General features: G+C 49.0%; 34 protein-coding genes. 14 read left to right on the forward strand and 20 right to left on the reverse strand.

Annotation, left to right across the window (positions count from 1 at the left end; translation table 11 throughout):
* Positions 1-39: 39 nt before the first annotated feature.
* Positions 40-1,302 carry a translesion error-prone DNA polymerase V subunit UmuC gene (umuC, locus tag D8682_RS00265; protein ID WP_121813116.1) on the reverse strand — a complete coding sequence of 421 codons (1,263 nt, stop codon included), beginning with the start codon at positions 1,300-1,302 and terminating at the stop codon, positions 40-42.
* Positions 1,289-1,657: a S24 family peptidase gene (locus D8682_RS00270; RefSeq protein ID WP_238392760.1), complete on the reverse strand. Its 369-nt coding sequence runs from the start codon at positions 1,655-1,657 to the stop codon at positions 1,289-1,291. The genes umuC and D8682_RS00270 overlap by 14 nt, the downstream gene beginning before the upstream one ends.
* Before the next feature lie 302 nt (positions 1,658-1,959).
* On the opposite strand from D8682_RS00270, the gene D8682_RS00275 reads away from it, so the two are divergent.
* Positions 1,960-2,181, forward strand: a complete 222-nt coding sequence (locus tag D8682_RS00275) for a hypothetical protein (protein WP_121813118.1) — start codon at positions 1,960-1,962, stop codon at positions 2,179-2,181.
* A 42-nt stretch (positions 2,182-2,223) separates the two neighbouring features.
* Here D8682_RS00275 and D8682_RS00280 read toward each other — a convergent pair whose 3' ends face one another.
* Together D8682_RS00280 and D8682_RS00285 are read right to left on the reverse strand one after the other, a co-directional pair.
* A complete protein-coding gene (locus D8682_RS00280; RefSeq protein WP_121813119.1) occupies positions 2,224-2,649 on the reverse strand; it encodes a hypothetical protein in 426 nt (141 codons plus the stop codon).
* 45 nt (positions 2,650-2,694) lie between these two features.
* Positions 2,695-2,955, reverse strand: a complete 261-nt coding sequence (locus D8682_RS00285) for a hypothetical protein (RefSeq protein ID WP_121813120.1) — start codon at positions 2,953-2,955, stop codon at positions 2,695-2,697.
* Positions 2,956-3,080: 125 nt separating this feature from the next.
* Between D8682_RS00285 and D8682_RS00290 the strand changes: the two genes are divergently transcribed.
* From D8682_RS00290 to D8682_RS00305, 4 genes are read left to right on the forward strand one after another with little or no spacing between them, the layout of a single operon-like run.
* Positions 3,081-3,560: a thermonuclease family protein gene (locus tag D8682_RS00290; protein ID WP_121813195.1), complete on the forward strand. Its 480-nt coding sequence runs from the start codon at positions 3,081-3,083 to the stop codon at positions 3,558-3,560.
* A gap of 33 nt (positions 3,561-3,593) precedes the next feature.
* Complete coding sequence (locus tag D8682_RS00295; protein WP_121813121.1) at positions 3,594-3,788, forward strand: hypothetical protein; 195 nt, start codon at positions 3,594-3,596, stop codon at positions 3,786-3,788.
* A gap of 18 nt (positions 3,789-3,806) precedes the next feature.
* Positions 3,807-4,022, forward strand: a complete 216-nt coding sequence (locus tag D8682_RS00300; RefSeq protein WP_121813122.1) for a hypothetical protein — start codon at positions 3,807-3,809, stop codon at positions 4,020-4,022.
* Between the two features lie 18 nt (positions 4,023-4,040).
* Positions 4,041-4,247, forward strand: coding sequence for a hypothetical protein (locus D8682_RS00305; RefSeq protein ID WP_121813123.1), 207 nt, complete (start codon positions 4,041-4,043; stop codon positions 4,245-4,247).
* 18 nt (positions 4,248-4,265) lie between these two features.
* On the opposite strand, the gene D8682_RS00310 is transcribed toward D8682_RS00305, so the two are convergent.
* Positions 4,266-4,883 carry a tyrosine-type recombinase/integrase gene (locus tag D8682_RS00310; protein ID WP_238392761.1) on the reverse strand — a complete coding sequence of 206 codons (618 nt, stop codon included), beginning with the start codon at positions 4,881-4,883 and terminating at the stop codon, positions 4,266-4,268.
* Between D8682_RS00310 and D8682_RS26985 the strand changes: the two genes are divergently transcribed.
* A complete protein-coding gene (locus D8682_RS26985; RefSeq protein WP_238392762.1) occupies positions 4,878-5,042 on the forward strand; it encodes a hypothetical protein in 165 nt (54 codons plus the stop codon). The genes D8682_RS00310 and D8682_RS26985 overlap by 6 nt on opposite strands.
* Before the next feature lie 4 nt (positions 5,043-5,046).
* Here the strand turns inward: D8682_RS26985 and D8682_RS00315 are convergent, their stop codons facing one another.
* The 5 genes from D8682_RS00315 to D8682_RS00335 all read right to left on the reverse strand — a co-directional run bounded on the left by D8682_RS00315 (position 5,047) and on the right by D8682_RS00335 (position 7,031).
* Positions 5,047-5,319: a hypothetical protein gene (locus D8682_RS00315; protein WP_121813124.1), complete on the reverse strand. Its 273-nt coding sequence runs from the start codon at positions 5,317-5,319 to the stop codon at positions 5,047-5,049.
* A gap of 27 nt (positions 5,320-5,346) precedes the next feature.
* A complete protein-coding gene (locus tag D8682_RS00320) occupies positions 5,347-5,973 on the reverse strand; it encodes a hypothetical protein (RefSeq protein WP_238392763.1) in 627 nt (208 codons plus the stop codon).
* A gap of 52 nt (positions 5,974-6,025) precedes the next feature.
* Positions 6,026-6,262 carry a hypothetical protein gene (locus tag D8682_RS00325; protein ID WP_121813125.1) on the reverse strand — a complete coding sequence of 79 codons (237 nt, stop codon included), beginning with the start codon at positions 6,260-6,262 and terminating at the stop codon, positions 6,026-6,028.
* 71 nt (positions 6,263-6,333) lie between these two features.
* Positions 6,334-6,624, reverse strand: coding sequence for a hypothetical protein (locus D8682_RS00330; RefSeq protein ID WP_121813126.1), 291 nt, complete (start codon positions 6,622-6,624; stop codon positions 6,334-6,336).
* A 74-nt stretch (positions 6,625-6,698) separates the two neighbouring features.
* Positions 6,699-7,031, reverse strand: a complete 333-nt coding sequence (locus tag D8682_RS00335) for a hypothetical protein (RefSeq protein WP_121813127.1) — start codon at positions 7,029-7,031, stop codon at positions 6,699-6,701.
* A 636-nt stretch (positions 7,032-7,667) separates the two neighbouring features.
* Between D8682_RS00335 and D8682_RS00340 the strand changes: the two genes are divergently transcribed.
* The 3 genes from D8682_RS00340 (at position 7,668) to D8682_RS00350 (ending at position 10,144) form a co-directional block, all read left to right on the forward strand.
* On the forward strand, positions 7,668-7,979 hold the full coding sequence (locus D8682_RS00340) for a hypothetical protein (RefSeq protein ID WP_162302950.1): 312 nt from the start codon (positions 7,668-7,670) through the stop codon (positions 7,977-7,979).
* Between the two features lie 91 nt (positions 7,980-8,070).
* A complete protein-coding gene (locus tag D8682_RS00345; protein ID WP_121813129.1) occupies positions 8,071-8,571 on the forward strand; it encodes a hypothetical protein in 501 nt (166 codons plus the stop codon).
* 175 nt (positions 8,572-8,746) lie between these two features.
* Positions 8,747-10,144, forward strand: a complete 1,398-nt coding sequence (locus D8682_RS00350; protein WP_121813130.1) for an RES domain-containing protein — start codon at positions 8,747-8,749, stop codon at positions 10,142-10,144.
* A 51-nt stretch (positions 10,145-10,195) separates the two neighbouring features.
* Here the strand turns inward: D8682_RS00350 and D8682_RS00355 are convergent, their stop codons facing one another.
* Together D8682_RS00355 and D8682_RS00360 are read right to left on the reverse strand one after the other, a co-directional pair.
* Positions 10,196-10,669 carry a hypothetical protein gene (locus tag D8682_RS00355; protein ID WP_121813131.1) on the reverse strand — a complete coding sequence of 158 codons (474 nt, stop codon included), beginning with the start codon at positions 10,667-10,669 and terminating at the stop codon, positions 10,196-10,198.
* Positions 10,666-11,007, reverse strand: a complete 342-nt coding sequence (locus D8682_RS00360; RefSeq protein WP_121813132.1) for a hypothetical protein — start codon at positions 11,005-11,007, stop codon at positions 10,666-10,668. The genes D8682_RS00355 and D8682_RS00360 overlap by 4 nt, the downstream gene beginning before the upstream one ends.
* 189 nt (positions 11,008-11,196) lie before the next feature.
* On the opposite strand from D8682_RS00360, the gene D8682_RS00365 reads away from it, so the two are divergent.
* From D8682_RS00365 to D8682_RS00385, 5 genes are all read left to right on the forward strand, one after another.
* Entirely contained in the window at positions 11,197-11,598 is a 402-nt protein-coding gene (locus D8682_RS00365; RefSeq protein ID WP_121813133.1) for a hypothetical protein, read from the forward strand.
* Between the two features lie 27 nt (positions 11,599-11,625).
* A complete protein-coding gene (locus tag D8682_RS00370; RefSeq protein WP_121813134.1) occupies positions 11,626-11,937 on the forward strand; it encodes a hypothetical protein in 312 nt (103 codons plus the stop codon).
* Positions 11,938-11,964: 27 nt separating this feature from the next.
* Positions 11,965-12,396, forward strand: a complete 432-nt coding sequence (locus tag D8682_RS00375) for a hypothetical protein (RefSeq protein ID WP_121813135.1) — start codon at positions 11,965-11,967, stop codon at positions 12,394-12,396.
* A gap of 227 nt (positions 12,397-12,623) precedes the next feature.
* The gene (gene dnaB / locus D8682_RS00380) at positions 12,624-14,003 is read left to right on the forward strand and encodes a replicative DNA helicase (protein WP_121813136.1); all 1,380 of its coding nucleotides are present in this window, start codon (positions 12,624-12,626) and stop codon (positions 14,001-14,003) included.
* A gap of 14 nt (positions 14,004-14,017) precedes the next feature.
* On the forward strand, positions 14,018-14,221 hold the full coding sequence (locus D8682_RS00385) for an Hha/YmoA family nucleoid-associated regulatory protein (protein WP_121813137.1): 204 nt from the start codon (positions 14,018-14,020) through the stop codon (positions 14,219-14,221).
* A gap of 257 nt (positions 14,222-14,478) precedes the next feature.
* Here D8682_RS00385 and D8682_RS00390 read toward each other — a convergent pair whose 3' ends face one another.
* The 8 genes from D8682_RS00390 to D8682_RS00425 form a co-directional block, all read right to left on the reverse strand.
* On the reverse strand, positions 14,479-14,844 hold the full coding sequence (locus D8682_RS00390) for a hypothetical protein (protein ID WP_162302951.1): 366 nt from the start codon (positions 14,842-14,844) through the stop codon (positions 14,479-14,481).
* A 42-nt stretch (positions 14,845-14,886) separates the two neighbouring features.
* Complete coding sequence (locus D8682_RS00395) at positions 14,887-15,402, reverse strand: DUF2726 domain-containing protein (RefSeq protein WP_121813139.1); 516 nt, start codon at positions 15,400-15,402, stop codon at positions 14,887-14,889.
* The gene (locus D8682_RS00400) at positions 15,399-15,740 is read right to left on the reverse strand and encodes a hypothetical protein (RefSeq protein ID WP_121813140.1); all 342 of its coding nucleotides are present in this window, start codon (positions 15,738-15,740) and stop codon (positions 15,399-15,401) included. Before D8682_RS00400 ends, D8682_RS00395 begins: the two co-directional genes overlap by 4 nt.
* 81 nt (positions 15,741-15,821) lie before the next feature.
* Entirely contained in the window at positions 15,822-16,010 is a 189-nt protein-coding gene (locus D8682_RS00405; RefSeq protein WP_121813141.1) for a hypothetical protein, read from the reverse strand.
* A 102-nt stretch (positions 16,011-16,112) separates the two neighbouring features.
* Positions 16,113-19,766 (reverse strand): conjugal transfer protein TraG N-terminal domain-containing protein, encoded by a 3,654-nt coding sequence (locus tag D8682_RS00410; RefSeq protein WP_121813142.1) that lies wholly within the window; start codon positions 19,764-19,766, stop codon positions 16,113-16,115.
* Positions 19,766-21,154, reverse strand: a complete 1,389-nt coding sequence (locus tag D8682_RS00415) for a conjugal transfer protein TraH (protein WP_121813143.1) — start codon at positions 21,152-21,154, stop codon at positions 19,766-19,768. Before D8682_RS00415 ends, D8682_RS00410 begins: the two co-directional genes overlap by 1 nt.
* A 9-nt stretch (positions 21,155-21,163) precedes the next feature.
* Positions 21,164-21,643 carry a conjugal transfer protein TraF gene (gene traF, locus D8682_RS00420; RefSeq protein WP_121813144.1) on the reverse strand — a complete coding sequence of 160 codons (480 nt, stop codon included), beginning with the start codon at positions 21,641-21,643 and terminating at the stop codon, positions 21,164-21,166.
* The gene (locus D8682_RS00425) at positions 21,640-22,464 is read right to left on the reverse strand and encodes a conjugal transfer protein TraF (RefSeq protein WP_121813145.1); all 825 of its coding nucleotides are present in this window, start codon (positions 22,462-22,464) and stop codon (positions 21,640-21,642) included. Before D8682_RS00425 ends, traF begins: the two co-directional genes overlap by 4 nt.
* Positions 22,465-22,468 lie beyond the last annotated feature (4 nt).

Consider the following 22,468-nt stretch of genomic DNA (forward strand, 5'->3'; position numbering starts at 1 on the left):
CATTTGCGCATGCGCAAAAATGATGGGAGGCAGGTACAGTCATTTTAGCCATGCCACCGGTAAATCCTTCCATTGCGTTGTATAGCAGGGCGAAAGCCATTGTTGCTTCATCTTGTACCGGCGTTGTATCCCTTCCCCTGCAAGAAATAACGTGCCACGCTGCTTCTGGTTTAACGCGTCCATCAATTGCATCAGCGCCAGATTGTTTTTCCCTGGAGTGTGATGGCTGAACAAATCGAGTTGTTCACGGCCATCACCTAAATCGCCCAGCATGACACCGGCTTTTGCATACTGAATACCAGGTTTCCAGATTAGCTGTAATGCTTGTCTGGCGGCGCAGACAAGCTCCCGTGAGTCCTGAGTCGCCGGGACGGGTATCGTCCTGATTGCGGAAATGTAAGGCGTATGGCGCTGATGGCGACTGCTCTGCATAAATACTGTGATGCTGCTGGCATAGGTTTTGTTCCGGCGAAGTTTTTCACCGGCGCGGCAACTAAAAGCACAGATGGCCTGCTGCATATCGTCCAGTCTGGTGATGCGTTCACCAAAGGAACGAGACACGACAATTTGCTGTCGGGATGGGGGATTGTCATCAAGAGCGAAACAGGGTTCACCGCGTAATTCGCGTACTGTGCGCTCTACAACGACACCCATCAGGCGACGGATAAAACGGGTATCAGTCTGGGCAAGCTCAAGCGCGGTCTTTATGCCAACCGTCTTTAACCGTAACGCCAGGCGACTCCCAATCCCCCAGACATCGCTGACGTCCATTAGCGCCAGCAAGCGGTCGCGTCGGTGAGGATCATCAAGCACCACCACACCCTGCGTTTTCTTGTATTTTTTGGCGGCTGCGGTCGCTGCCTTGCAAAGGGTTTTCGTGGGAGCGATGCCAATTCCGCAGGTCAGTGACGTTTGCTGATAAACCTTCTGTCGCAGTTCCCGGCCAAATGTCTCGTAATCAAACTGAGGGCTGAATCCGGCGAGGGAACCGAAAATTTCGTCAATACTGTAGGTTTCGCTGCGGGGCATGCTTTCCCCGACAACGCTATGGAACCGTGAAGAAAATTCGGCATAAAGGGTGTAGTTAGATGAGAACAGATGCACCTTATGTCGGTGGATCTGAGGAAGCACTTCGAAAAGGGGTTGCCCCCGCTTCAAATCCAGGGCTTTTGCCTCGCTGTTCAGCGCCACAATCGTAGAATCGTTATTTGATAAAACGGCAACCGGCTTCCCGGCAAGGTCAGGTCTGAAAACCTGCTCCACGCTGCAATAGAACGCATTCACGTCGCTATGAAGATACATGCAGATGATCCCGGATGCTGAATGTCACCACACCAAATATCTCCAGCATATCGGGGGGCAGCTCGATCACTGACAGGTCAGGGTTCATCGAGACTAAAGCCGGGAAGGGCCGTAATTGCAGACGCTTCACCATCAATTCACCGTCCACTCTGGCGATGACTATCGCCCCGTGCGTGGGTTTAACAGAGCAATCCACCACAAGTAAATCGTGCGGTGCTATTCCTCCATCGATGAGAGATACCCCTTTGCAGCGAAGAAAGTACGTGCTGGCTGGGCGCTTCACACAATAGGCATGCAGATCCAGCGGAGCGTCTTCGCTGCCCTCAGACGGCGATGGAAATGAACCCATATTCATAATAAGCACCATTAATACTGTTTATATGTACAGTATATTTGTATGGCGAATGATTTCAAGCTTACTGAGGCAACCTGCAAAGAAGTTGCTGATTTTCGGTCAATTCTAGTTCTGCGTTTCGCTTTCAAGAAGGGGGCAGGACTTTGCGCATGCGCAAATATCGAAAAGCAGGGGAGATTTAGCGATATTCACCGAGGGTGAATAATCGGTGAATCCTATGCGATTAATCTGATTACCTGAATGTAACTTAATGCAAATTACTGTTAAAATTATTCTTGTTACCACTACTTAAAAGGTGTGTTTTGAACCACAGGAATACCTTCAAAGAAGAAACCCAGCTTGCCAGAAAGCATTTGTCGCAACTGGAGTCGCTGGCGCGGAAACTGGATGCGCTTGACGAACAATGGGATCAGATTATCGGTGACGATAACCCAGGATACAGGGAGTTACATTCTTCGATTGATAAACTGAAGCGGAATTTGCATCAGAGCATTGGCGGCTGGCGACAGGATTCAAGGCTATAGGTACTCCGTTCTGCCGACGCTATCGGCAGAACGAGAAGCAAATTACCGGCGACCTGCGCGGTAAAAGGCATAAAGCGCAAAAGCGAAATAGGCGTACTGGTAGATATCCGACAGAAGGGTAAAAGTTGCTTGAGGCGCTTTAGGCGAATGTGCGGTGAAGTAATTCATTGTTGCGCTGTTTATCGCAAAGTAAGCGCCATGAAGGACGGCTAAAAGGGCGCTTATCATGAAGAAATCACTTTTGCCGGATTCCTTTCCTTTTCTGAAATAGCGGATCATGTTGGCTGTTAGACACGCCGCCAGCCCCATTACCAGTAGTATATTCACCTGTATAAACAGAGGGGCATCCAACACACCGGCTTCGGTATAAAAAATGGAAATAAAGTAACCCGTTATCGCGGCCATTCCGAGGGCTTCCATGCGCCAGCCTGGTCGAGCCAGTTCACGGAGATTCTTAAATACGTTCATATTTCATCCTTCCCAATATTAGGCATTGTTTGTGGCATGTCTGCGTCATGCCTCATGCGTACTGTTATCGGTCTGAGTGGCGATATGTTTAATGCAGTTCGGACAAACCCAGCCGCCATTAATCTTTCGCCAGCCAGCGCCTTTCGCATCACTGAATAAGTCATTCATACAGTCGCTGGCACTGCGTTTGGTATCTGCGGCCATGACAAACGGGTCGTCATTATCATCTGACCAGCATCGGGTGTTGGTAAATCTGGAACGTCCTTCTCCCCGCAATTCACAACGTAATGAAATAAAAATAGCCATCGTGTTACCCCGCTGTACTCATGCTTATTGCCTCTGGTGTAGTTCACTAAGTGGATAAATCTTGACATGATATAAATATGTATCATGATGATAACACTTATCTGTTATATGTCCAGAGAGCGAAAATGAAATATGCGTTGATGACAGCCCCCCTGATAATGTTGTGCCTGCCTCTCACTGCGCAGGCCGATATCAGTGGAAAGGTGGTGCGGGTGTTGGATGGTGATACCGTGGAGATCATGGCAGAAGGTGTCGCCACTCGCGTCAGGCTGAACGGGATTGATGCCCCCGAAAAGATGCAGCCTTTTGGGCAGCGATCCAAAAAGGTGCTGACGGAAATGGTGGCCGGGAAAATTGTACTGGCAGTGGGCGATAAGCAGGACAGGTATGGTCGATTACTGGCTACCCTGATGCTCGATGGTCGTGATATTAACGCCACACAGGTATATTCCGGGATGGCGTGGGTTTACCGCTACAAAGGCAATGCCACGACACCTGCCTACCTGCGCTACGAACAGGATGCCCGGACAGCACGGCGAGGGTTGTGGTCAGAGAATCAGCCTGTGGAACCGGCAATATGGCGGCGGCAGCAGCATAAACAGTAGTCTTCTCAACCTGCATATGAATATGAGAGTGAAATGAACCGAGCCGAAAACATAGCCAAACAGGAAGAACTTGCTGATGCGCTTGCGGATATGCAGGAGCGTCTGGAGAACCCACAAACTGAAGAAGACAGTGATCCTGATTATCGCGAGGTGATATTACTGCCTCAACGCGACCACTATATCAGGCAAATCCAGCAGCTTCAGGATGATCTCAAAACATTAAAATAACGAAATGACGGGTAATCGATGAAGAAGATAGCTGGCGGGATACAGGAATGCCCTCATTGCGGCGGGGTTGAGTTTTTTGTTCGCGCCACGGCGAGCGGCACAACGTCTGTGTTTTACCGCTTTGACGGTGGTGATGCGGAAAATGGTAATATGTGGGACTACGTTAAGCTGAAAGAGAAAAAAACGGCCTACTGTACAGACTGTCAAAAGCGTATCGGCACAGTCGAAGATTAAAGATACCCAGGGAATAGCATGGAATTTGTGGATCTATTTTTGAGCGCCGTCATGAACCCGCCATCGTTAGATGAATGGCAGGCCATGAATGACGTGAGTGATATGGCAGTGACGGGTACGGCGGTGCTGTGTCGTTTCTCTGCTGTGCTGGCGCTGGCGATTCTGGCGCTGGGGTCGACCTTACTGGCTGGCCGGTATCTCTGGTCTGTGTGTTCAGGCCGGTAATGCTGGTTAATCCAGGCGCTACTTCATCACACCCAGTCGCAGCGCCTGTCGCGCCTGTTCCACGTCAAACCCAAAACTGACCTGATGCTGCCCGGCGACGTCAAACAGGAATAGCCGGGTATACACTTCCGTACTTTTAAACGACTTATGCCCCATCAGCGCCTGAAGCACTTTCGGGTGTATCCGGTTAAATAAAATGTGCATCGCAAAACTGTGCCGGAAGGTTTTCGGCACGATAGGCGTGACACTAAACGTTACACTGTCACGCTCTGCTTCCTGTAACGCCCGGTTCAGCCACCGCGCAACCGTATCAGCCGAAACGGAAACCGGTGATTTATCCTCTCCACGCCTGCGGCCCGGCCAGAGTAAATCGGTTTTCCGAATCCCAAAGGTGGCTATCAGCGACTGCATCCGGGCGCGGTAATCGGCATCCCACAACGCCACGTTACGCACGGGAAGATCGTCTTTTTGCGGTCGGCCACGGCCACGGTTGCGCTGTTTCAGGGTTTTCAGCGTCACATAAGGCATCGCGGCATCAAAGGCAAAGTCCTGCGGCGTGAGGGCCAGTGCCTCATTTGGCCTGGCGCCACAGTTCCACAGGGTTTCAAAGTAACAGCGCTCGCGCAAATCGTGCATGTAGCTCAGCAGGAGCGCGACTTCAGGTGCAAGCAGGTACGGGGGGCATCCGAGGATGAAACCGCAAGCTGGCGCATGGCGAAAACCCGCGTCCAGTCGATAGCGGATACCGGCATCAGCATGGCGCTGGGTAATGACAACGGTTCAGACATTCGCTGACAACTTATTTTTTGAAGGTGCGCGGTCGAGCTTCATTCATGCGATCACCAATTGAGGGGCTTTTAGCGATATTTTGCTCAAGTTTTGCTAAGTCAGCGGGTGCAGGTTTATACGCTGGCTCCAGGACGGCTTTTTCTTTGACCGTGACCGTCAGAACGTCGCCGGAAATATCAAAGGTGAACTCTTTGCCATTATCTTCAATAGCGGGCTGTACAAGCTGCCCCTTCTGCAAAAGGTCTGTAATCTTAATCTGGGTAGAAAGCGGTGATTTAGCCATAGTGAACTCCTGATTGAATAAATGACATTACAGATACGAGTAAAGCGTGTCGGCCAGAAACAGGGCATAGCTCAACCGGGGATCTGTGTCCGGGGTGAAATATTCATCGCGAATTGCAGGTTCCATCATCAGAGAGTCATCCAGTAACTCCAGATGTGGCAGGTTGCGAAATATCATAGTCACCACGGCGGCGGTGATGCTGTGCGGTATCGCAGGGTATACATTGATATATCTGACAAGCTGCAAGGCGATACATGCAGGAGGAACTACCGGTGCGTAGCGCAGAAGTAGTTCCATAAATCTGCCATCCGTCTGAAACTGGCTTATACAACGATCTTCCTCAGACAATGTGCTGTGAATTTCATCGGTTGTTGTGCGCACGAACAGCGCATTGTTGAGTGCGCTGATAATCTTTGCCAGGTTGCTTTGCCAGTCATCCTGATCTGACAGATATTTTCGCCCCTGTCGTGACAGGGTTTCTGTTAACAAAATTGTGAAGCTTTCAGGACGGGGATGAACATAAATAATAAGCCGAAGCTCACCGACCAGTGCCTTACGCTGCGCAGCGCTTTCAAGGTGTCTGTGCCTGCGACAAATGGCATGAACCATGAGCATGCAGAATTCATCATTATCAAAGAATGCAGTTTCCAACATTTGTCCTTATCTCAGTAGTGGCTCCCGAACAACGATTTTGCGCATGCGCAATTCAGTCAGGTAATACCGGCCATTTACCGCCGTTTCGCATAATGTCTTCAATCGACCCTGCGCGGTCGTCGTGGCTGTAACGCCCCCAGTAGCGCTTAACCATCACACTTTCCTTACCATCCATGCCGGTATCGAGGCACTGAACAAAAGCAAAGAGTTCGCCTTGTGTATTGCTCAGAATACATTTGCACAGCGAGTCTCCTTCTTCAAATACCAGTCCGTTAGCGGTGATTTTCATGGGTGTTATTCCTTAAGTGTATGTGTCGGTGGCGCAGCCGGTGCAGACGGCTGCGCATCGGTATGCCTGAACTACGGCCAGAACGGATCGGCAAACCATGTCATGACAATACGTTTGGCGCTGTTATCGAGCAGACCTGCCGCATCGAGAAAATCAAAATCGTGATTATCGGCGCTCCAGACAGACAGATAAAATCGCGCCATAATTTGCTCGCCCCGGCTCAGCACTCCGAGATCCTGTTTCATGTCCTGTTCGCGCAGGCAGTTTTCTTCTGCATTCCAGTAATGCGCCAGTAGAGGAAACTCTTGCAGCATCAGGCGAAACCGGTCGCGGCTGGACAGGAATGTTGCGGTATCAGTCATCAGTGCTCTCCTTGTTGTGATTTCTTGCTCTGCAATACCGTCGCCGCCGTGAGGGACGGCATGCCCGTAGTGGATTACGATTTTGGCGCGATGTCGCTGCCTTTAATTAAGTGGCGTTCATCCAGCGGATCGAGGGGATTGAAGATGTTGGCCCCCGGTGCATGCTTAGTGGTGAGGAATCGCAGGTATGATAAGCCTTGTGCGTACTGCTGCATTTGCAGTAAGCGCCAGGCAAGCTGACGTTTTTCTTCGTCTGCATCAGTGGCAGAGATTTCCTCGATGCGCTCTTTTGACAAATACAAACCGTCAGAATTAATGCCTAAGCCTGTCAACAGTCTGGTCAGTTCTGCATCCTGATCGTGTTCCGCATGACCCGCCGGTACATCCTTACGTTCTTCATTATTCATCGCCGTTCCTCCTGATGAGGTGAAAAATCACCTTATCCTGCTGGGTTGTGAAAAGTGTACGATTTCCGGCCTGACACCGGAACTGAAATAAATACCCAGGCGAAAACCTTCACCTGCGGAAGTTTACGCATGTTTTGCCGTTTTACCGCATAAAGAAAAGCCCGAACGCCATTCATCTGTCGTCAGAAATCCGCTATCTGGTATCTCACGATAACAAACAGACACTACATATACGCAAACCCCCTGAATGCGGCGTTTGCGGATCTTTGTACGTTTAGCCGCAAGAGTAGGAAAAGAGAACATCCGATCTTGCATGTAACACTTTACTGTTATATATTCTATGATGTAAATTTGTATCATGCGAGAAGAAAAGTGAAAGACCCAAAATTACCGGCATTACTCAGGAAATCGCACAGCGCGTCGATAACATCCTGGCTGTGGGAGAACAGGGGGCGGCGATTTGCGCCGGTCAAGTTCTGCGGTATAACAATCGGTATGCGTCCTGTCCCGTGTCAGCGAAAGACGCAAAATATAATGACGAACAAGGGAAGTTTGCGTGGAAAATATATATTTCTGATAGCGACAATCCTGATATTAACAGGTTGCGATAAAGCAAAAAACATAACGGAAGATGTTATGATGCAGGTCTACAAATATGGGAATATACAGCAACCTGTCATTGTCATATCTCCCGGATGGCAAATGAACGACCACGGTAAACCTGGTACATTGCATGGGGATAGCGAATGCCCGGAAGATATGCATTTCCAGCCTGGCTGCACCATCATTCACCCTAAAGATAAAACCGTTTCAGTATCTATCAGTACACCTGAAGCCACAAAAAAGGAAATCTGGACTGTAGAGCAAAAAGGAAAATATCCTGGCGAAATTATATACCTGAAACGTCCTGATAATACCTATGTTACATCGTGGGAGAAGAAGCAGTGATACCCGGAACAGTATAAAATCGAATCTGTCGCTGTTTATTCTGGTTCGGGAAATCGGACACACTGACCGCCAGACACATGAAGGATAACCGATGAGCAATCAAGCACACGCTGATGCGCATGAGAGAATTGAAAAAGTTGTGACCCGCTATCGGGAGAATGAAGGTTCGGAGAATTTCACATATGAAGTGAAAGATAAGTATTACCTATCCAAAGCTGCAATGACTGTTTTAACCATTCCCGGCTCATTACTACTGGCAATCGCATGGAAGACAAGCAGTGTAACCATTCGGTTCTACAGCTTAGCAATGCTTTCAGTAATATTTTTAATAATAGCCTTCCCGGTGATAGCTCATTTTTTCAAGGCGTTCCAGGAGCGAGTCTGGAAAGATGATTTTGTCAGTGACGATGATATTTTATATCTATGCGAGAATGATAATCTCAAGCTGGTTATAGTGGAGGAAATCAAAGCGGGTATGGAATTAACTTATACTGATTTGTATAAAAATAAAGATGATTATATTGACCGCAGCTACTGGTTACGCAAGCAGGAAATGAAGAAGGGATTGCTCAGCAAGATCGAGCGGGTCTGACAATCCGTCTGAGCCTTCCGGCAGGGTTTCATCTGGCGCGAGTAACCGCCTACACGTCACATACTGTTCTAAGCGCAGTGCTCACTGGCAACCATCCCGTGAGCGGCCACATTGAATTATTATCAACTTTATCGGAAAGTAGGTGCATCTGAACTGTAACGAACTCAGGGTGTGTATGGACGGCGAAACGGTTATCTGTCATCAGTGCGTAGAGGAAAAGTACGTTAAATCGATGATAAAGGCACAAGGTTCACGCGAAGATGAGTGTAGTTACTGTCATCATAAGCGCACTAACATGCCAATCACGGCGATTGCCGATCTCATGCACCAGGTATTTGAAGATTATTACGAACCCGAAAATGGTCTTTATTTCAGCGAGAATGACATTGGGGATTCAGCAAAAGATGTCATCCAGCGCGAACTTGGCGTAGATGAGGATGTGGCTGATGATATATACCAAGAGCTTTATGAACAGTACAATCCTCGTCACTGGGATGATGGTCAAATTTATAGTGATGATTATATTTATGGCAACCGCCAGTTTTCAGCAGCGAAAATAAACCAGTCCTGGGAAGACATGAAAACCTCCCTGACTAATAAAACACGATATTTTAACCGCCCCGTCAAAAAATTCCTTGATGAGTTGTTCTCTGATATTGAAACGTTCCGTACTGATAAAGAAGAATCTCCGATTTTAACCATAGGCGCTGAAACACGTTTATATCGGGCGAGGGATTTTGAGAGCCTGAGAGCCGTTAAGAAGGAACTGCGGCATCCAGAACGTAACTTTGGCCCACCTCCGTCACATCTGGCCCGTTCCGGGCGAATGAATGCTAACGGTATTGCTGTTTTTTATGGTGCGACAACCCCGGATATCGCGATTGCAGAGATACGGCCACCGGTCGGTGCGCATGTGATTGTGGCCCCGTTTGCTCCACGAAAGGATTTACGAATTCTCGACCTCTCGGCGCTGGATGCGCTGGTCTTCAGCAAAAAAAGTGTGTTTGACCCGGAGACGATTAAGAGCCTCGAAAAAACCGCCTTTCTGAAAACCTTCTCCAACAAACTGACACTGCCAGTGTTCAACAATCAGGACAGCGGATACCTGATTACACAGGTGATTGCAGAATATCTGAGCGTATCAGAACAATTCCAGCTAGACGGGATTAGCTTTCGCTCCACGCAGGTCAGAAAAGAATCCGTATCAGTAAAGCGGAGAGCGGTTCGTACAAACGGCCACAATGTGGTGTTGTTCAGCAAATCATCTGGGGTAATGTATTCAGGCGAGAATGAAAGGGCGTATAAAGTCAGCCTGACAGAAAATCTGGAATATGATATTAATTATTTCCATCCCACCATTCAGTTAATTGAAGAAGATCCACAGGATAGTCACGCATGGAGTTTTCCAACTGTGCGAAATAATGATAAGGCGCTGGAGTTAATTACTACAGGAATTATGTATTATTGTATTGAAGGTGTTTTATTCCAAAAAACCATGAAAGAAATTGAACAGGGAGAGCCAGTGAAACGACGAACTGACAATCCTCGTTCAGAACAGTATGAATTATTTTAAACTAATCTCAAACGGGATTAACTCAGTGCCAGACACTTTCTGGCACTGATATCATCGCTGAGACGTTTCCCATTCACGGTAAACAAATATTATTGACTGATATTTAGAAGTGTCTGCTGGGCTGAAGAAATCACGTAATTCTCTATTATCCATTAATTGTCGTATTGCTATGTGATAGGTGCGCTTGAAGGTGTCTTTGTTCAGCTTTCCTTCGCGGTAACTCATACAAGCCTGGTCGTGAGCATTGAGCCATGTTTCCTGCGCCGCTTTGAGGTTTTGTTCTATGACAGGGTAGCTGGCCGCTGCATTATCAGCTTCACTGAGTTTTATCATTGCTTCTCGCAATTGCAGGGCAGCAGTGGCGATGCTACTCGTTATCTGGCTTTCAAGTGCGGCTTCCTGCAACCTGAGCGCTGTACCGGAAATCACGTTGGCATTTCGGTACTGAATGGCTGAATAGATCGAAGCAGCAAGAGCAGCGCCCGACATTGCTATTGTCAGAATATTGATATGATCCTGCGTCATGGCTTTGGCCCCGGCCCTTTAGCAACCATCTTCATCATCGACAGCAGTTCTTCATTGCTGATGGAGGCTGATTTCGCTAATTCCTCGTAAACCTCTGTGCCTTTACGATATTCAAGGGCAAGGACTGAATCATCATAACCTAGCTTTTTGAGCGCCTGTTTAAGCTCATCGAGCATCCGGGCCTTTTGCTCATCAGTCAGAGGCACACCGTCTGACGTGAGTTTCTGAATATCGCGCCAGATTTTCTCCATTTCCAGTAATCGTGCAGTGCCATCTTTGCACTGAACTATTCTCCTGGCATAGATCTCTGCCCATTGTGTAAATGTGTAACTAGCCATTTCATCACCCTTGACAATCAACTGAAATCTATAGGAATAGTACGAATGGCGTACATTGTAAGGCAGTTTTATAGAACAACAACTTTTTTCTAGTGTGCTCGAAATCAGTCGTCGATGAACTTGCACGTAACACTTATCTGTTATATTGTTATGATATTAATTTGTATCATGATAAGTGAGGGGTTCGAAATGACTGACCAGGTTGAATCGGTTAAGGAAGAAGAAAATAAGGGCTTTCTGCGTGGGGGGATTTTTGCGGTTGCAGAAATGATGCGCGGCCACGGTGACACCGTAATTGGTAAGGATGTGCTGGACACGTTAGGCGGCGAACTGCATGAAGCCTGCCGTGTGAGCAGTGAATACGATGTTCGACCGCTGCGCCAAATCTTCAGTGATTTGCCGTTTGGTGAGGATGCGGAGTACGACAACCTCAGAATTATTCCCTTAGATATTGACAGAAAAGAGTGCGACGAAAACGACGCATTCGAATTCGAAGTGCGCGGCGATTATGCCAGCGAGACGTTTGTGGTTTCCTGCTTTGATGAACATGAGACAGCAGAGCAGTTTATCCGGGATAACACCCCTGATTAATTCCCTCTGTCATCGGGAGATTTGCGCATGCGCAAACTTATCGAAGAATGTAACAAGCCAACCCTTCAGGATTTAGTCGATCTCACACCTGAACAACACCGGGCGTGGCGACGGATGGAAAGGGCGGTCAAAGACTTCAGAGCCGCAGGCGGGCGCTTCTACTGCGTTCTGGACAGTATGAGTGGGTACAACGGTGATTGTATTGCCGGAATAGACAATGATGGCACTTATCACACGCAGAACGTTTCGATGCCGACCATTGACGCGCCAGGGTTAACCAGCTTTGCTGATGACTGGCACGGAATAGTTCTAAAGCCTGGCGTTGTAATTGCCGATTAACATTACAGTTTTTCAGAGAGCTATTTTATGAACAGTATTGCTTCAATAATCATTGCTTTGATCATGGCTCCGGCGTTAGGAATGGCTGGGGGAATGATATTAGTTTTTTGGAACACAGGAATTGAATTGCAACCGCTATGGGTACGTATAACTAACTTCCTTGTTCTAATTATATTTATTCGCTTGCTGGTTTCTAGAATCTACTCTGAATCAGAGGTGAAGATTAATTTTGAGCGCATTTTCCCGGCAATTGCTGGATTAATCATCGTCCCAATTTGGTCTGGACTGTTATCGTCAGATCCCTTTGATTTTGGGGATACAGGCAACGCAACTGATAATATGAAGGCGTTCATGGATATATGCTTGCCTTACTTTTCCCTGCCTATGAATCTGTTGTTTATTTGGAAAGAAGGTGTGAATCCGATTTGGGCGAAGCAAAAGCCGAAAAGCGAATATTAGTTAAACACCTCTCAGATTATTACTCATCATTTTAATAAAGCTAAACTGACGCGCCTACGGCTTGCCCAACCCGTCCTCTGCCGGACAAGTATTCTCCGACAAATGACAGGTTCCAGAGATAAACAGGGCAATCTCTTTGCCGTGTCGCGCCGTGCGTAGTATCATTTTGAAGCAGGTAACACTTATCTGTTATTTTCAACCTCAATGCAGACGATGGCCGTGACACCATGACAAACCAAAAAGACAGCAGTGAACAGGGATTGCCTGTTCCCCATTCTGTAGAGGCTGAACAGTCCGTTCTGGGCGGTTTAATGCTGGTTAATGATGAATGGGATAGTGTCACTGAAGTTGTGGGGGAAGCAGATTTCTATCTTCGTCAGCACCGGGTTATCTTCAGTGAAATGCGCTCCCTGATTAAACGGGGTAGCCCAATTGACCTGATTACCCTGAGTGAACAACTTAGCGGGAAAGGGCTTGAGGATGCCTGTGGCGGGTTTGGCTATCTGGCAACGCTCTCCAAGAACACCCCCAGTGCAGCGAATATTCATGCCTACGCTGATATCGTCCGGGAAGCGGCCTTAAAGCGCGAATTGTTGGCGGCAGTGAATGAGATCGCTACGCAGACACTTCAGCCACGGGGTATGAATGCGGCTGAGCTTGTCGATTTGGCTGAGCGTAAAGTGATGCACATCACCGCGTCACGCGATGACCGGCAGGCCGGGCCGACCTCAATCCTCGATGTAATGGACGCGACCGTTGAACGCTTACAGGCATTGTTAGATAAGCCTCATGACGGTGTGACTGGGCTGGATACCGGTTATACAGATCTCAACAAGAAGACCGCAGGTTTGCAAAACGGCGATCTGATTGTGGTGGCCGCGCGGCCATCGATGGGCAAAACCACGTTTGCCATGAATATCTGTGAGAACGTCGCACTGAGTCAGGATAAAGCGGTTTTGATCTTCAGCCTTGAAATGCCTAAAGAGCAACTGATGATGCGTATGTATGCGTCACTGGGGCGCATAGACCAGACCAATATACGCACAGGGCAAATGACAGACGAGGACTGGACTCGGCTGACTGGGACTACCGGTATTCTCTCCGAGCGGAAAAATATCTTCATTGATGATGAATCAGGACTCACCCCGCAAACGGTTCGCGCACGGGCGCGCCGTCTGCACCGGGAAACGGGTGGGCTGGCAATGATTATGGTCGATTACCTCCAGCTTATGCGCGTACCTGAACACTCAGCAAACCGCACACTGGAAATTGCGGAGATAAGTCGGGCGCTCAAAAGTCTGGCTAAAGAACTTAATATCCCGGTGGTTGCTCTGTCACAACTTAATCGCTCGCTGGAGTCGCGTGCTGATAAGCGTCCTATCAACTCAGATCTACGGGAATCCGGTTCTATCGAACAGGATGCTGACCTTATCATCTTCATTTATCGTGATGAGGTGTATAACGAACGGTCGGAGGATAAGGGCATTGCCGAAATTATTCTTGGCAAGCAGCGCAACGGGCCGATTGGTACACTCAGACTGACGTTCAACGGCCAGTGGTCACGCTTTGACAACTACGCCGGGCCGCAACTGGTCAGTGATTACTAAAAAGGAATAATGAATTGAATAAGCAGGACTGGCTATTGCAACTCCGGCGCGTCACAGAAATTACCACACTGGATAAAATCATTGAGCGTAAAGAGGACTCACTCCCCGCATCGGAACTTGTCGTTTTTTATTCTGCATCCGATCATCGCTATGCGGAAATTAAAACCGGCAAGCTGTATGACAAAATCCCCTCACATGTCTGGAAAGTGGTTTATTGATACGCCTGCGCCGATTCCCCCGGCGCAACCTGGATTAATCTCAATCACCTTTTAGTTTTACTTATGTTCTCGTAGCAGGGCTTATACTGATCTCAGTCTTTACGGACTATTACTGACGGAGAACTATTATGACGCATGATCCTATCATGTTCTGGCAGGCGATCCTTGTGGTTGCAGCATTCTTTGGCTGCATTATTTACAATATGGTAAGTAAACCTAAAAAATAACGTTACGCGTAACGCTATTTATTATTGCATTTAAATGCCCGTGATATTTCTCACGGGCATTTTATTTAGCTCATATTCGATAATCAGCGCAATATTATCGGTGCAGTGGTGGCGGTCAATGAGACGCTGGCTTTGAGACAAAACGGAAAAGCGGGTCTGCAACGCATCCTTTGCCTCTGCGCTGATCCCTATAATCCAGTACCCCCGGCCAGAGGCGCTGAATACCTGATAGCACTGTGTCGGCGGGTTATGGCGGTAATCATGGCTGACAAGCCTGGCGAGTTCACGGGACGCATCACGGATGGTTGCTGACAGCGCATAATCGCAGGTGGAGGTATAAACCCGGACGGTGTGGCAGTAAGCGTCGATTTTTTGCGGAAAAGTATGCTTAAGCATCATATCATCACAGAACAGCCCCGAAGGGCCGTTCTGTTCCTGTCAGGCGGCTTCGGAGGTCTGGGGTTCAGTAGCTGGCAGTGCGCCGGTCAGCGGCAGGGACAATTCAGCAGCGGCCTGGGTAAGTTCATCAGCAATCTGTGTTGCTGGCGTACCTGAGTCCATGATGCAGCAGGGGATACCGGCGCTGGCGAGGCAATTCAGTTTAATTTCATCATCACCCGTTGTCATGTCCACGGCCAGAACCGGTGTGTACTTGTCATTCAGGATCAGCCAGCCAACTTTCTGCTCGCGCATGGCTTTATGAAAGAACGGTTTCTTATTGAGTGACGGTGAAAATACCAGGTCATCGAGCGTCACATTGTTTTTGATAATATAGGGCGCAGCAAAAAGCGATTTTAATGCCGAGTACATTTCGCGCTCGTCAGAGGTCATGACAGACTTAAGCTGTAATTCCCCTGGTGACTTGAGTTTTTTCTTTGGCCGGTGGATCTGGATATACCAGAACAGCGCGGCCAGACAACCGATACCAATAATATTAATCATATCGTCGTTCATTTCTTCTCCTTACAAAAATTGGGATTGTTGTTTATTAGTAATGCTTTGGTCTGCGTCATGCCGAGTGCTTTACCTTCGGACAGACGGGAATATAAGTCGGTAAATCCCTCCTGTGCCGTAATCCGTTTCAAATCCCTGACGGTTGCCGGTTTTCCGCACCACTGCGTAAACACCTGGTCAGCCTGAATATAAGCGGCCATCCGGGAATGATCGGTTCCTGCCCGTTGCTGCATATATTGAATTTTTTGTGATGCTGCACTGTCTGCGGCGGTCAGTTCGATTGCTCCTGCCGTCATCGGAAGACATAGCGCGGTAAAAATACAAACAGGTTTAAGCATATAGCACCATGATATAAATTTGTATCATAGTATGACAAAAAAAATGCAGACGGCTGTTCTGCATTTTTGCGCATGCGCAAATTAGTGACGATAAAATTTTACATTCGTACCGGGACATTTCGAATCAAAAGGGATATATACCGGCAAATGTGGTTTAGCTGAATCTGTCACTTTTGCTGCCGGAGTTACCTCTATATTAGCGCATTCTTTTTTCACTTCAGAACCTAAATATTTCAGGTCATCAATGAGTGTAGCAAGCCATTTTTTCATAGCGTATCCTCATCATTATGGTCGGTTCATCAACAATAAAATTAAATCCCCGCACTTAATCTGTAACACATTAGTGTTATCTATGCAAGTGCGGGGTAGGGTTTAACGCGGTATGTTTCCCTGTTTAGAGCCGGTATCAGCCTCAACAGGTATGCCTTGCTGAGAGCTTTCCAGATTTACAGGGGGGTGCGCCGAGGACGTAGAATCATCATCCTTGTTTACACTGCCGGTTTGACTTCCCTCAAGACCTGCTGGCTTATCCCGTGGGGCTGGCTGATGATGTTGCTGGCGCTGCATTGCCATATACTCCTGTGGACTTCCTGCCCCGTTTGCGGAGAACATGTTTTCCCGTGGCTGGGTGGATACTTGCTGTTCACCCTGGGGAGTGGCAGGCGTTCGCATATCGTTGCCTGTAGACTTATCAGCATTACTGGACGATAACTCAGTATAGCCCTCCTTAACCTTTTGGAAGAGTGTCGCGGCTTGAGGGGCCACCATATCCGTAATGTATTGGTCGCGCTTAGCACCGGTAAGAGACATCGCATCAGCCGATTTTTCAGCTTCATGGCGATAACCGTCAACCTTGTGCTGGAATAAGGCGGTGTTCAGATCAATTGATCCGCTATTTACATTCGACAGCTCTACCTGAGCTACAGCACTTGCGCTAAGCCCAAACAGCCCGGCGATAGCTGGAGTCGAAATTCCTGCACTGGCTGCCGTCGAGTTAGTTGACAGCGCTTGCTGGGCCTGGTTGTAAATCGGATTAAGGGCGCGGGATGCCTCAGTCGCAAACGTCAACGGCGAAGACCCGGACAGTTTGTGTTCACTGGCCGTGAGCAACTGGTTAACTGCCTGCGGGCTTTCAAGCTGCTGGATCGCACTTGTTTCTGTACCCATTGTCTGACCGCTGTCGTTGCGGAAGCTGTTATCGATGGACGTGCTCTGACCGGTTGCCACGCTTGATGTCGCAACAGCTTTTCCATCTTCACCCAGTCGCAGACCCATGTGAACCGTACCGACTGAGTTATCCGGGATTGCCTGAACCTGAATCGGATCAAGCAGGCCATTGTTAGCCAGTTGTTGAGCTTCGTTTTTAGTCACGGCCATGTTGGTATTTGCCCCGGCGATAGCATCAGCCGCTGGCGCATCGCCCCCTATCACATTGCTAACAGTGTCAAACTTGCCTTGCTCGGCCAGAGTGGTATGTGTCTCAATTTCACCCCGGCGTTGCGCTGTAGCTGGCATGGATTTCCCGGTTTCATTGAATACTGCTTTTTCACCCTGAATGACATTCGCGCCTTTCTCGCTAGACCAGGCGCTGTTTGACTGCATTTGCTCAGGGCTGTAGTGATTCCCTTCGAGCGTACCCATTTGTTCTGCCGAACGAGCCGCAGAGAGGATAGTACGGGATTCCGGTTCCGATGTTCCTGTGGCCGCCCCAATTTCGTTGACGTTGGCGCGTTGCTCGCGCATATCGCTCAGGTTCTGTTTCAAATGCTCAGTTTGTGATTCCGTGACGCCACTGGTGATGCCGCCGTTTTCGTCATATGCGTTATGGAGCGCCTGAGTGCGGCCAAGACGTTCATCACTTTCAGCACCGGCAGTATAAACACCGCGTGAGTGCATGCCTGTCAGTGAGCCTGCGGCCTGCAATTGGCCCTGACCGGATGCGTGTTCGCTGGTCTGGCTGGTTGCCGTACTTTCCCTGCTAAATGCCGTAACCGATTTACCTGCGGCACTGGCTGCGTCACGAACCCCGCCAGCATGACCAATCTGCACACTACGCTCTGTACCATGCACATCGCGTTGCTGCGCGGCCAGTGTATCGAGTTGCCCCCCGCCGTGCTGTAGGTTCGATTTTGCATCAGACGTCTGCATTGTCGTGCCGACACCGGTATTCAATGCCGTCATATCTGTGACGTTCATACCGGCGCTATCCGCAGCCGCTTCACGGCCCCTTCCGTCACCGACCGAGGCTTGCGTGGAGGTCATGGCCGTGGCTTCAGCAGGCATATAACCACCCCCAACATTTCCCCCTTCATAACCTTTAACCGTACCCGTTGAACGACCAGCGTCCACTGACGCGGAACGCTGTGCCGCTGTACCAACACCGCCACCAAGCCCCTGAATCTGAAGGTTGGAACTGAAGGTATCCGATGTGTCACGGTACGAAGTGGCATTGCTCATTTGCTCGATGCTGCCGACTTCCGCAGCCGTTTGCAGTGTGGCATGGCCCTGACGCATGGCGTTAATTTGTGCGCCTTTTCCTTCAGGGGTAAAGGCTTTATCACTGACTTCTTCAGTAACGCGATCCAGCCGTCCCATCGCTTTCTGACCGAACGCACCGAGGCCATAAGCACTGATGCCAAACATTGCAGCGACCAGCATTGCAATCTGAACGGCTGTTTCCCTTGCGGAAGCCATTACGGACATGGCTTTCATGGTGGAGGATGGCCCCATTTGAACCGCATCGATACCCAGCCCCATTGAGCGAATATCACTCATGGCCGTGAGTATTTCATCCGTACCCGCCTGCAATAGTAATGTGTCAGCAATCTGCCAGGTGGTAATGAAGATCCACAGACCTAACAGCAGCGTCAGTGCCTTACCGAGTAACGGGGTGAATACGAGCAGCAACAGCAAGGGGGTGATGGAAAGAATGATGGCAATGACACCGGACATGATAAAGCTCAGCCATTCCGGGTTAGTGATAGCGTCAGCCATCCCGCCGTTAATCATGGCGCGGTTAGCCATCATGCTTGCGGCCACTTCAGGGTTATTCTGAAGCATGGCATCCGCAATGGCCTGAGAAACAACGATGTTGCTCATAATGGTGTTCAGGGATAAGCCATTGGCAGAGAAAATGGTCTGCAATCCTTCTTCCATGCGGCCTTTACAGTCAGCGAACTGTGCTGCATCCGCGACCTGGTAGCCGTTTTTACTACAAACATCCCGAAGACGGGCATTGTAAGACGCAGGGTTGCCCAGATCGCTTTTCAGCGACACATATGCCTGGTCACAGGTGACAGTTGCCCCTGCCGGATTGGAAGGGCTATACCATTGGGTATAAACCGCCTGATTGCGAAGCGGAGCCAGCGCGGAAACCACATCCAGAACGGATGAGCCGGTTTTCAATGTACGGGGATCAAATCCGCGAGACTGAGCCACTGCGGAGCACTGATTCCACATCGTCCTGATGTTATCCGTCAGGTAAGGATCAAACTGTGCGCCATTGCGGTTCAGTACGCCAAGCAACATCTTGATTGGCGTACCTTCTCCCGTAAACCGCGTTGTGGTGGCTGTATTGCGGTTCGACATATCCACAAACGCCTGATAGACGGAATTAGTGACGGTTGCCGTGGCTATCAAAAAGTCGGGGATGCCACTCACAGCCTGGTACTGATTACGGCTCTGGTCGTAGATATGAATGGTTCCTTTTTGTGTTACCAGGCCGAAGTAGAACAGTGTCCCGACGACTGTCAGATAGAGCCAGCCGAGTCCCATCTGACCTTTGCCTGTTTCCAGAAATTCCAGACCACCTTTAGCTGATTTAAGCAGTAATGCCGCCACCATGCCGACGACTACGAATGCCGAAATCATGGTTTTGTATTCGTTGTCGTTAAACATCAGTTTCAGGCGTGTGAATGCGTTAACGATGGTTGAGAACCCTCCCATCACCACGTATTCGCCATCAAGCGCAAAGGCTGAAGGACTGGCGCACAGGAGCGCCAGTAAAAGAATGTGCTGTTTCTTCATCAACGTAAACTCCCGGCAGCGCGGTCTGTCTGGCCCTGACGATCTTCCGTCTCGACCGATTTGATAAAGCTCTGGTTGAGCATGTAGGACTGCAATTTGCTGTTAAATTCGGCTTCCACTTTCACGCCAGCATCGCGGGACTGCACAATCAAATCGTCAAATTTCGCAATGGCCGGTTTAAACAGATCCATCCGACACGGCTTAGAACCGGCATTCGGGTCGCTTAACGGCGTCGATACCATTTCATTGACTTTGTTAAAGGTGTTTTCCGAATTGCGGTATAAATCGGTAAAGATGTAGTAGGTGTAATAGAGGCCAACAAATTCGCTCAGAACGTTCAGCATGACCTGATCCTGACCGGAGACGACCGACTGCTTCAGAATGGCGTATACCGGAATGTTGGTCTGGTTGATGAATGCCTGGTTTTCGCTGTTCAGCGGTTGGTTGTTTTTAATGCGCGTCAGTATACTTTCCATTTTCTGATAAACAACCGTGCGAACCGGGCGGGAGCCTGACGGTACGCATTGTTGGTCGATGGTCTTGATATAAGAGCGGCCATTGAGCATGTCATCGAGAGAAAAGCGCTTGTTCTGAGGGCAACTGGTGATGCTTTTGGCAACGGGGATTTTGTCATTAGTCTTCGCTTCAATCCACACATCCCCAAGATAGCCGCGAATAGTATCGGCAAAATCAGACATCCCCACTTTGGAGGCCGCTCGCTGAACAACGGAACCGTGCTGCATCAAATCACGGAAGTCAGCAGGGCAACCCGCAATCATTGATTTGAGGTCAGCGATAGGTTTGTCATCGGCAGCTTTAATTTTTGATGTGGTATCGCTCCACATACGGTCGGTCGCTTCTTCAAGGTTTTTTGTGCCGGTAATTTCTGTCCATAATCCCTGAAGCGCCTGGGGATCACGTTCCACCATTGCTGTTGCAATAGGTTTTGCCATCGCACATTCATTTAGCTGAATGCCGTTCAGGAAGTTTGTAATTTGCTCGACTTTCCCCAGTGTGTCAGCGCACTCCTTACACATCGTTTTAAGGGCCATATCAAAGGCCACATAGGGGGCGGCCTGCATTGCGCGTTGCGCCTTTTCAACCAGAAAATCAGGATCAAGAAACGAGAATCCTCCCAGAAATCCGTCAATACCACCACAGCCTACGGAAAGGCGTGGGGGAGAAATGGTAATCGGGTAATCGGTACTGGTTGTGGTTCGGGCGGTAAATCCCCCCATTGTGTAATATCCCCGTTTCTGGCTGTCGAAGCTGCTCGGTGAGTCATACACAGCATTATCAAACCACTTATCAGCCCAGTTATCGGCCATTGCCGCCAGAGGTGAAATGGCGGCAATGAAAAGGAGGCCAAAACGCATTAGTTTCTTCATCTTTAATACCTATTGGGTAATTTGCGTTGCCGCATTAGGTTGAGTACGGGCCTGATACTGTCCGGGAGCTGCGTGGCCGTTCATAAGGCGAACCAGCTTGAAAACGTCAGAACGAAGCGTCAGAAGGGGGGAGTACCCGATTGATACGGTCTGCCAGTTCCTGGCACTGCCATTGCGTTTGATCAGCACAATGACCGGCGTGGCGTTGACGTTAAATTTTGACCGTACTTCCGGGTTTTGAATGATATCGATGGTCTTTACATACAAACCTGTCTGGGCCTGAAACTCACCCATCACCGGCAACTGTTGTTGGCAATAAGCGCAGCCGGGTTGAACGAAATACAAAAGGGCATAATTGAGCCTGTTTTTATAAAGATACTGACTCATACCCTGTGCTTCCTGCTGCACGGAAGATGGCGTGTATTCCGAAGCCTGCAACGGCTTCAGAATGAGTAACAGCAATAACAGAGCAAATTTTGCAATATTCATTTGGTCGTTCCTTTAAGAGGATCAAAGAATCCACCCTGCTGTTGTTCATTGGTGAAGAACTGGCGGGGATCGGTATCGCCGTTTAATACCCGCGTCATGTTGTAAATACTGGTGCGAAGGTTATCGAGTGAATCCACACCAACAGAAACAGGCATCCATTTATCAGGCGCATTACGTTTTATAAGGATCGTGACGGGCGCACGGTCTACGTTAAATTTCTTCTTGGCGGCAGGTTCACGGGTAATATCAATCTGTTTGATATACCAGCTACTATCGCGCTGGAAGTTTTCAAGAATTCGGGATTGCTGTACGCAAAATCCGCATTTTGGCTCGGTAAAAAACAACAACGCGTATTCGTTGCGGTTCTTTTGGAGCAGGTCGTTTTTGGATTTCTGGCGCTCTCGCTGTTTCTCAGCATTTCCCGGATTGGTAATGGGGTAGTCCTGCGCCGCATTCAGTGAAGGGTTATCGAGCATCACGTAGCCGGTCAGGTTAGTGAATGCAGAAGCTTTACGCCGTGTCGCGTCCTGGACTTTGTAGTAATCAAGCACAGCATCCGGGGAAAGCTTATACACCGCGTAGTCGCGGGTTTTATCCAGTAATTCCTGCATATCTTTGGGGTGCATCTGAAAGAGTTCATCAGGAGAAGGCACGACCGGACGCGGGTATTTGGCTTCGGCTTTCTTTTCTTCTTCTTTTTTTGGCGTTTCATACCAGAACAGGCCATGTTTCGGGTTGTTCTTGACGGGTTCGGCACTGGCGCTGGCCGTGGCATGGAATGCCAGGCTAATCAGCGTCAGGGTTATAAGTTTTTTGCACATATCG

The sequence above is a fragment of the Buttiauxella sp. 3AFRM03 genome (assembly GCF_003675305.1).
Classification (GTDB): Bacteria; Pseudomonadota; Gammaproteobacteria; order Enterobacterales; family Enterobacteriaceae; genus Buttiauxella; species Buttiauxella ferragutiae.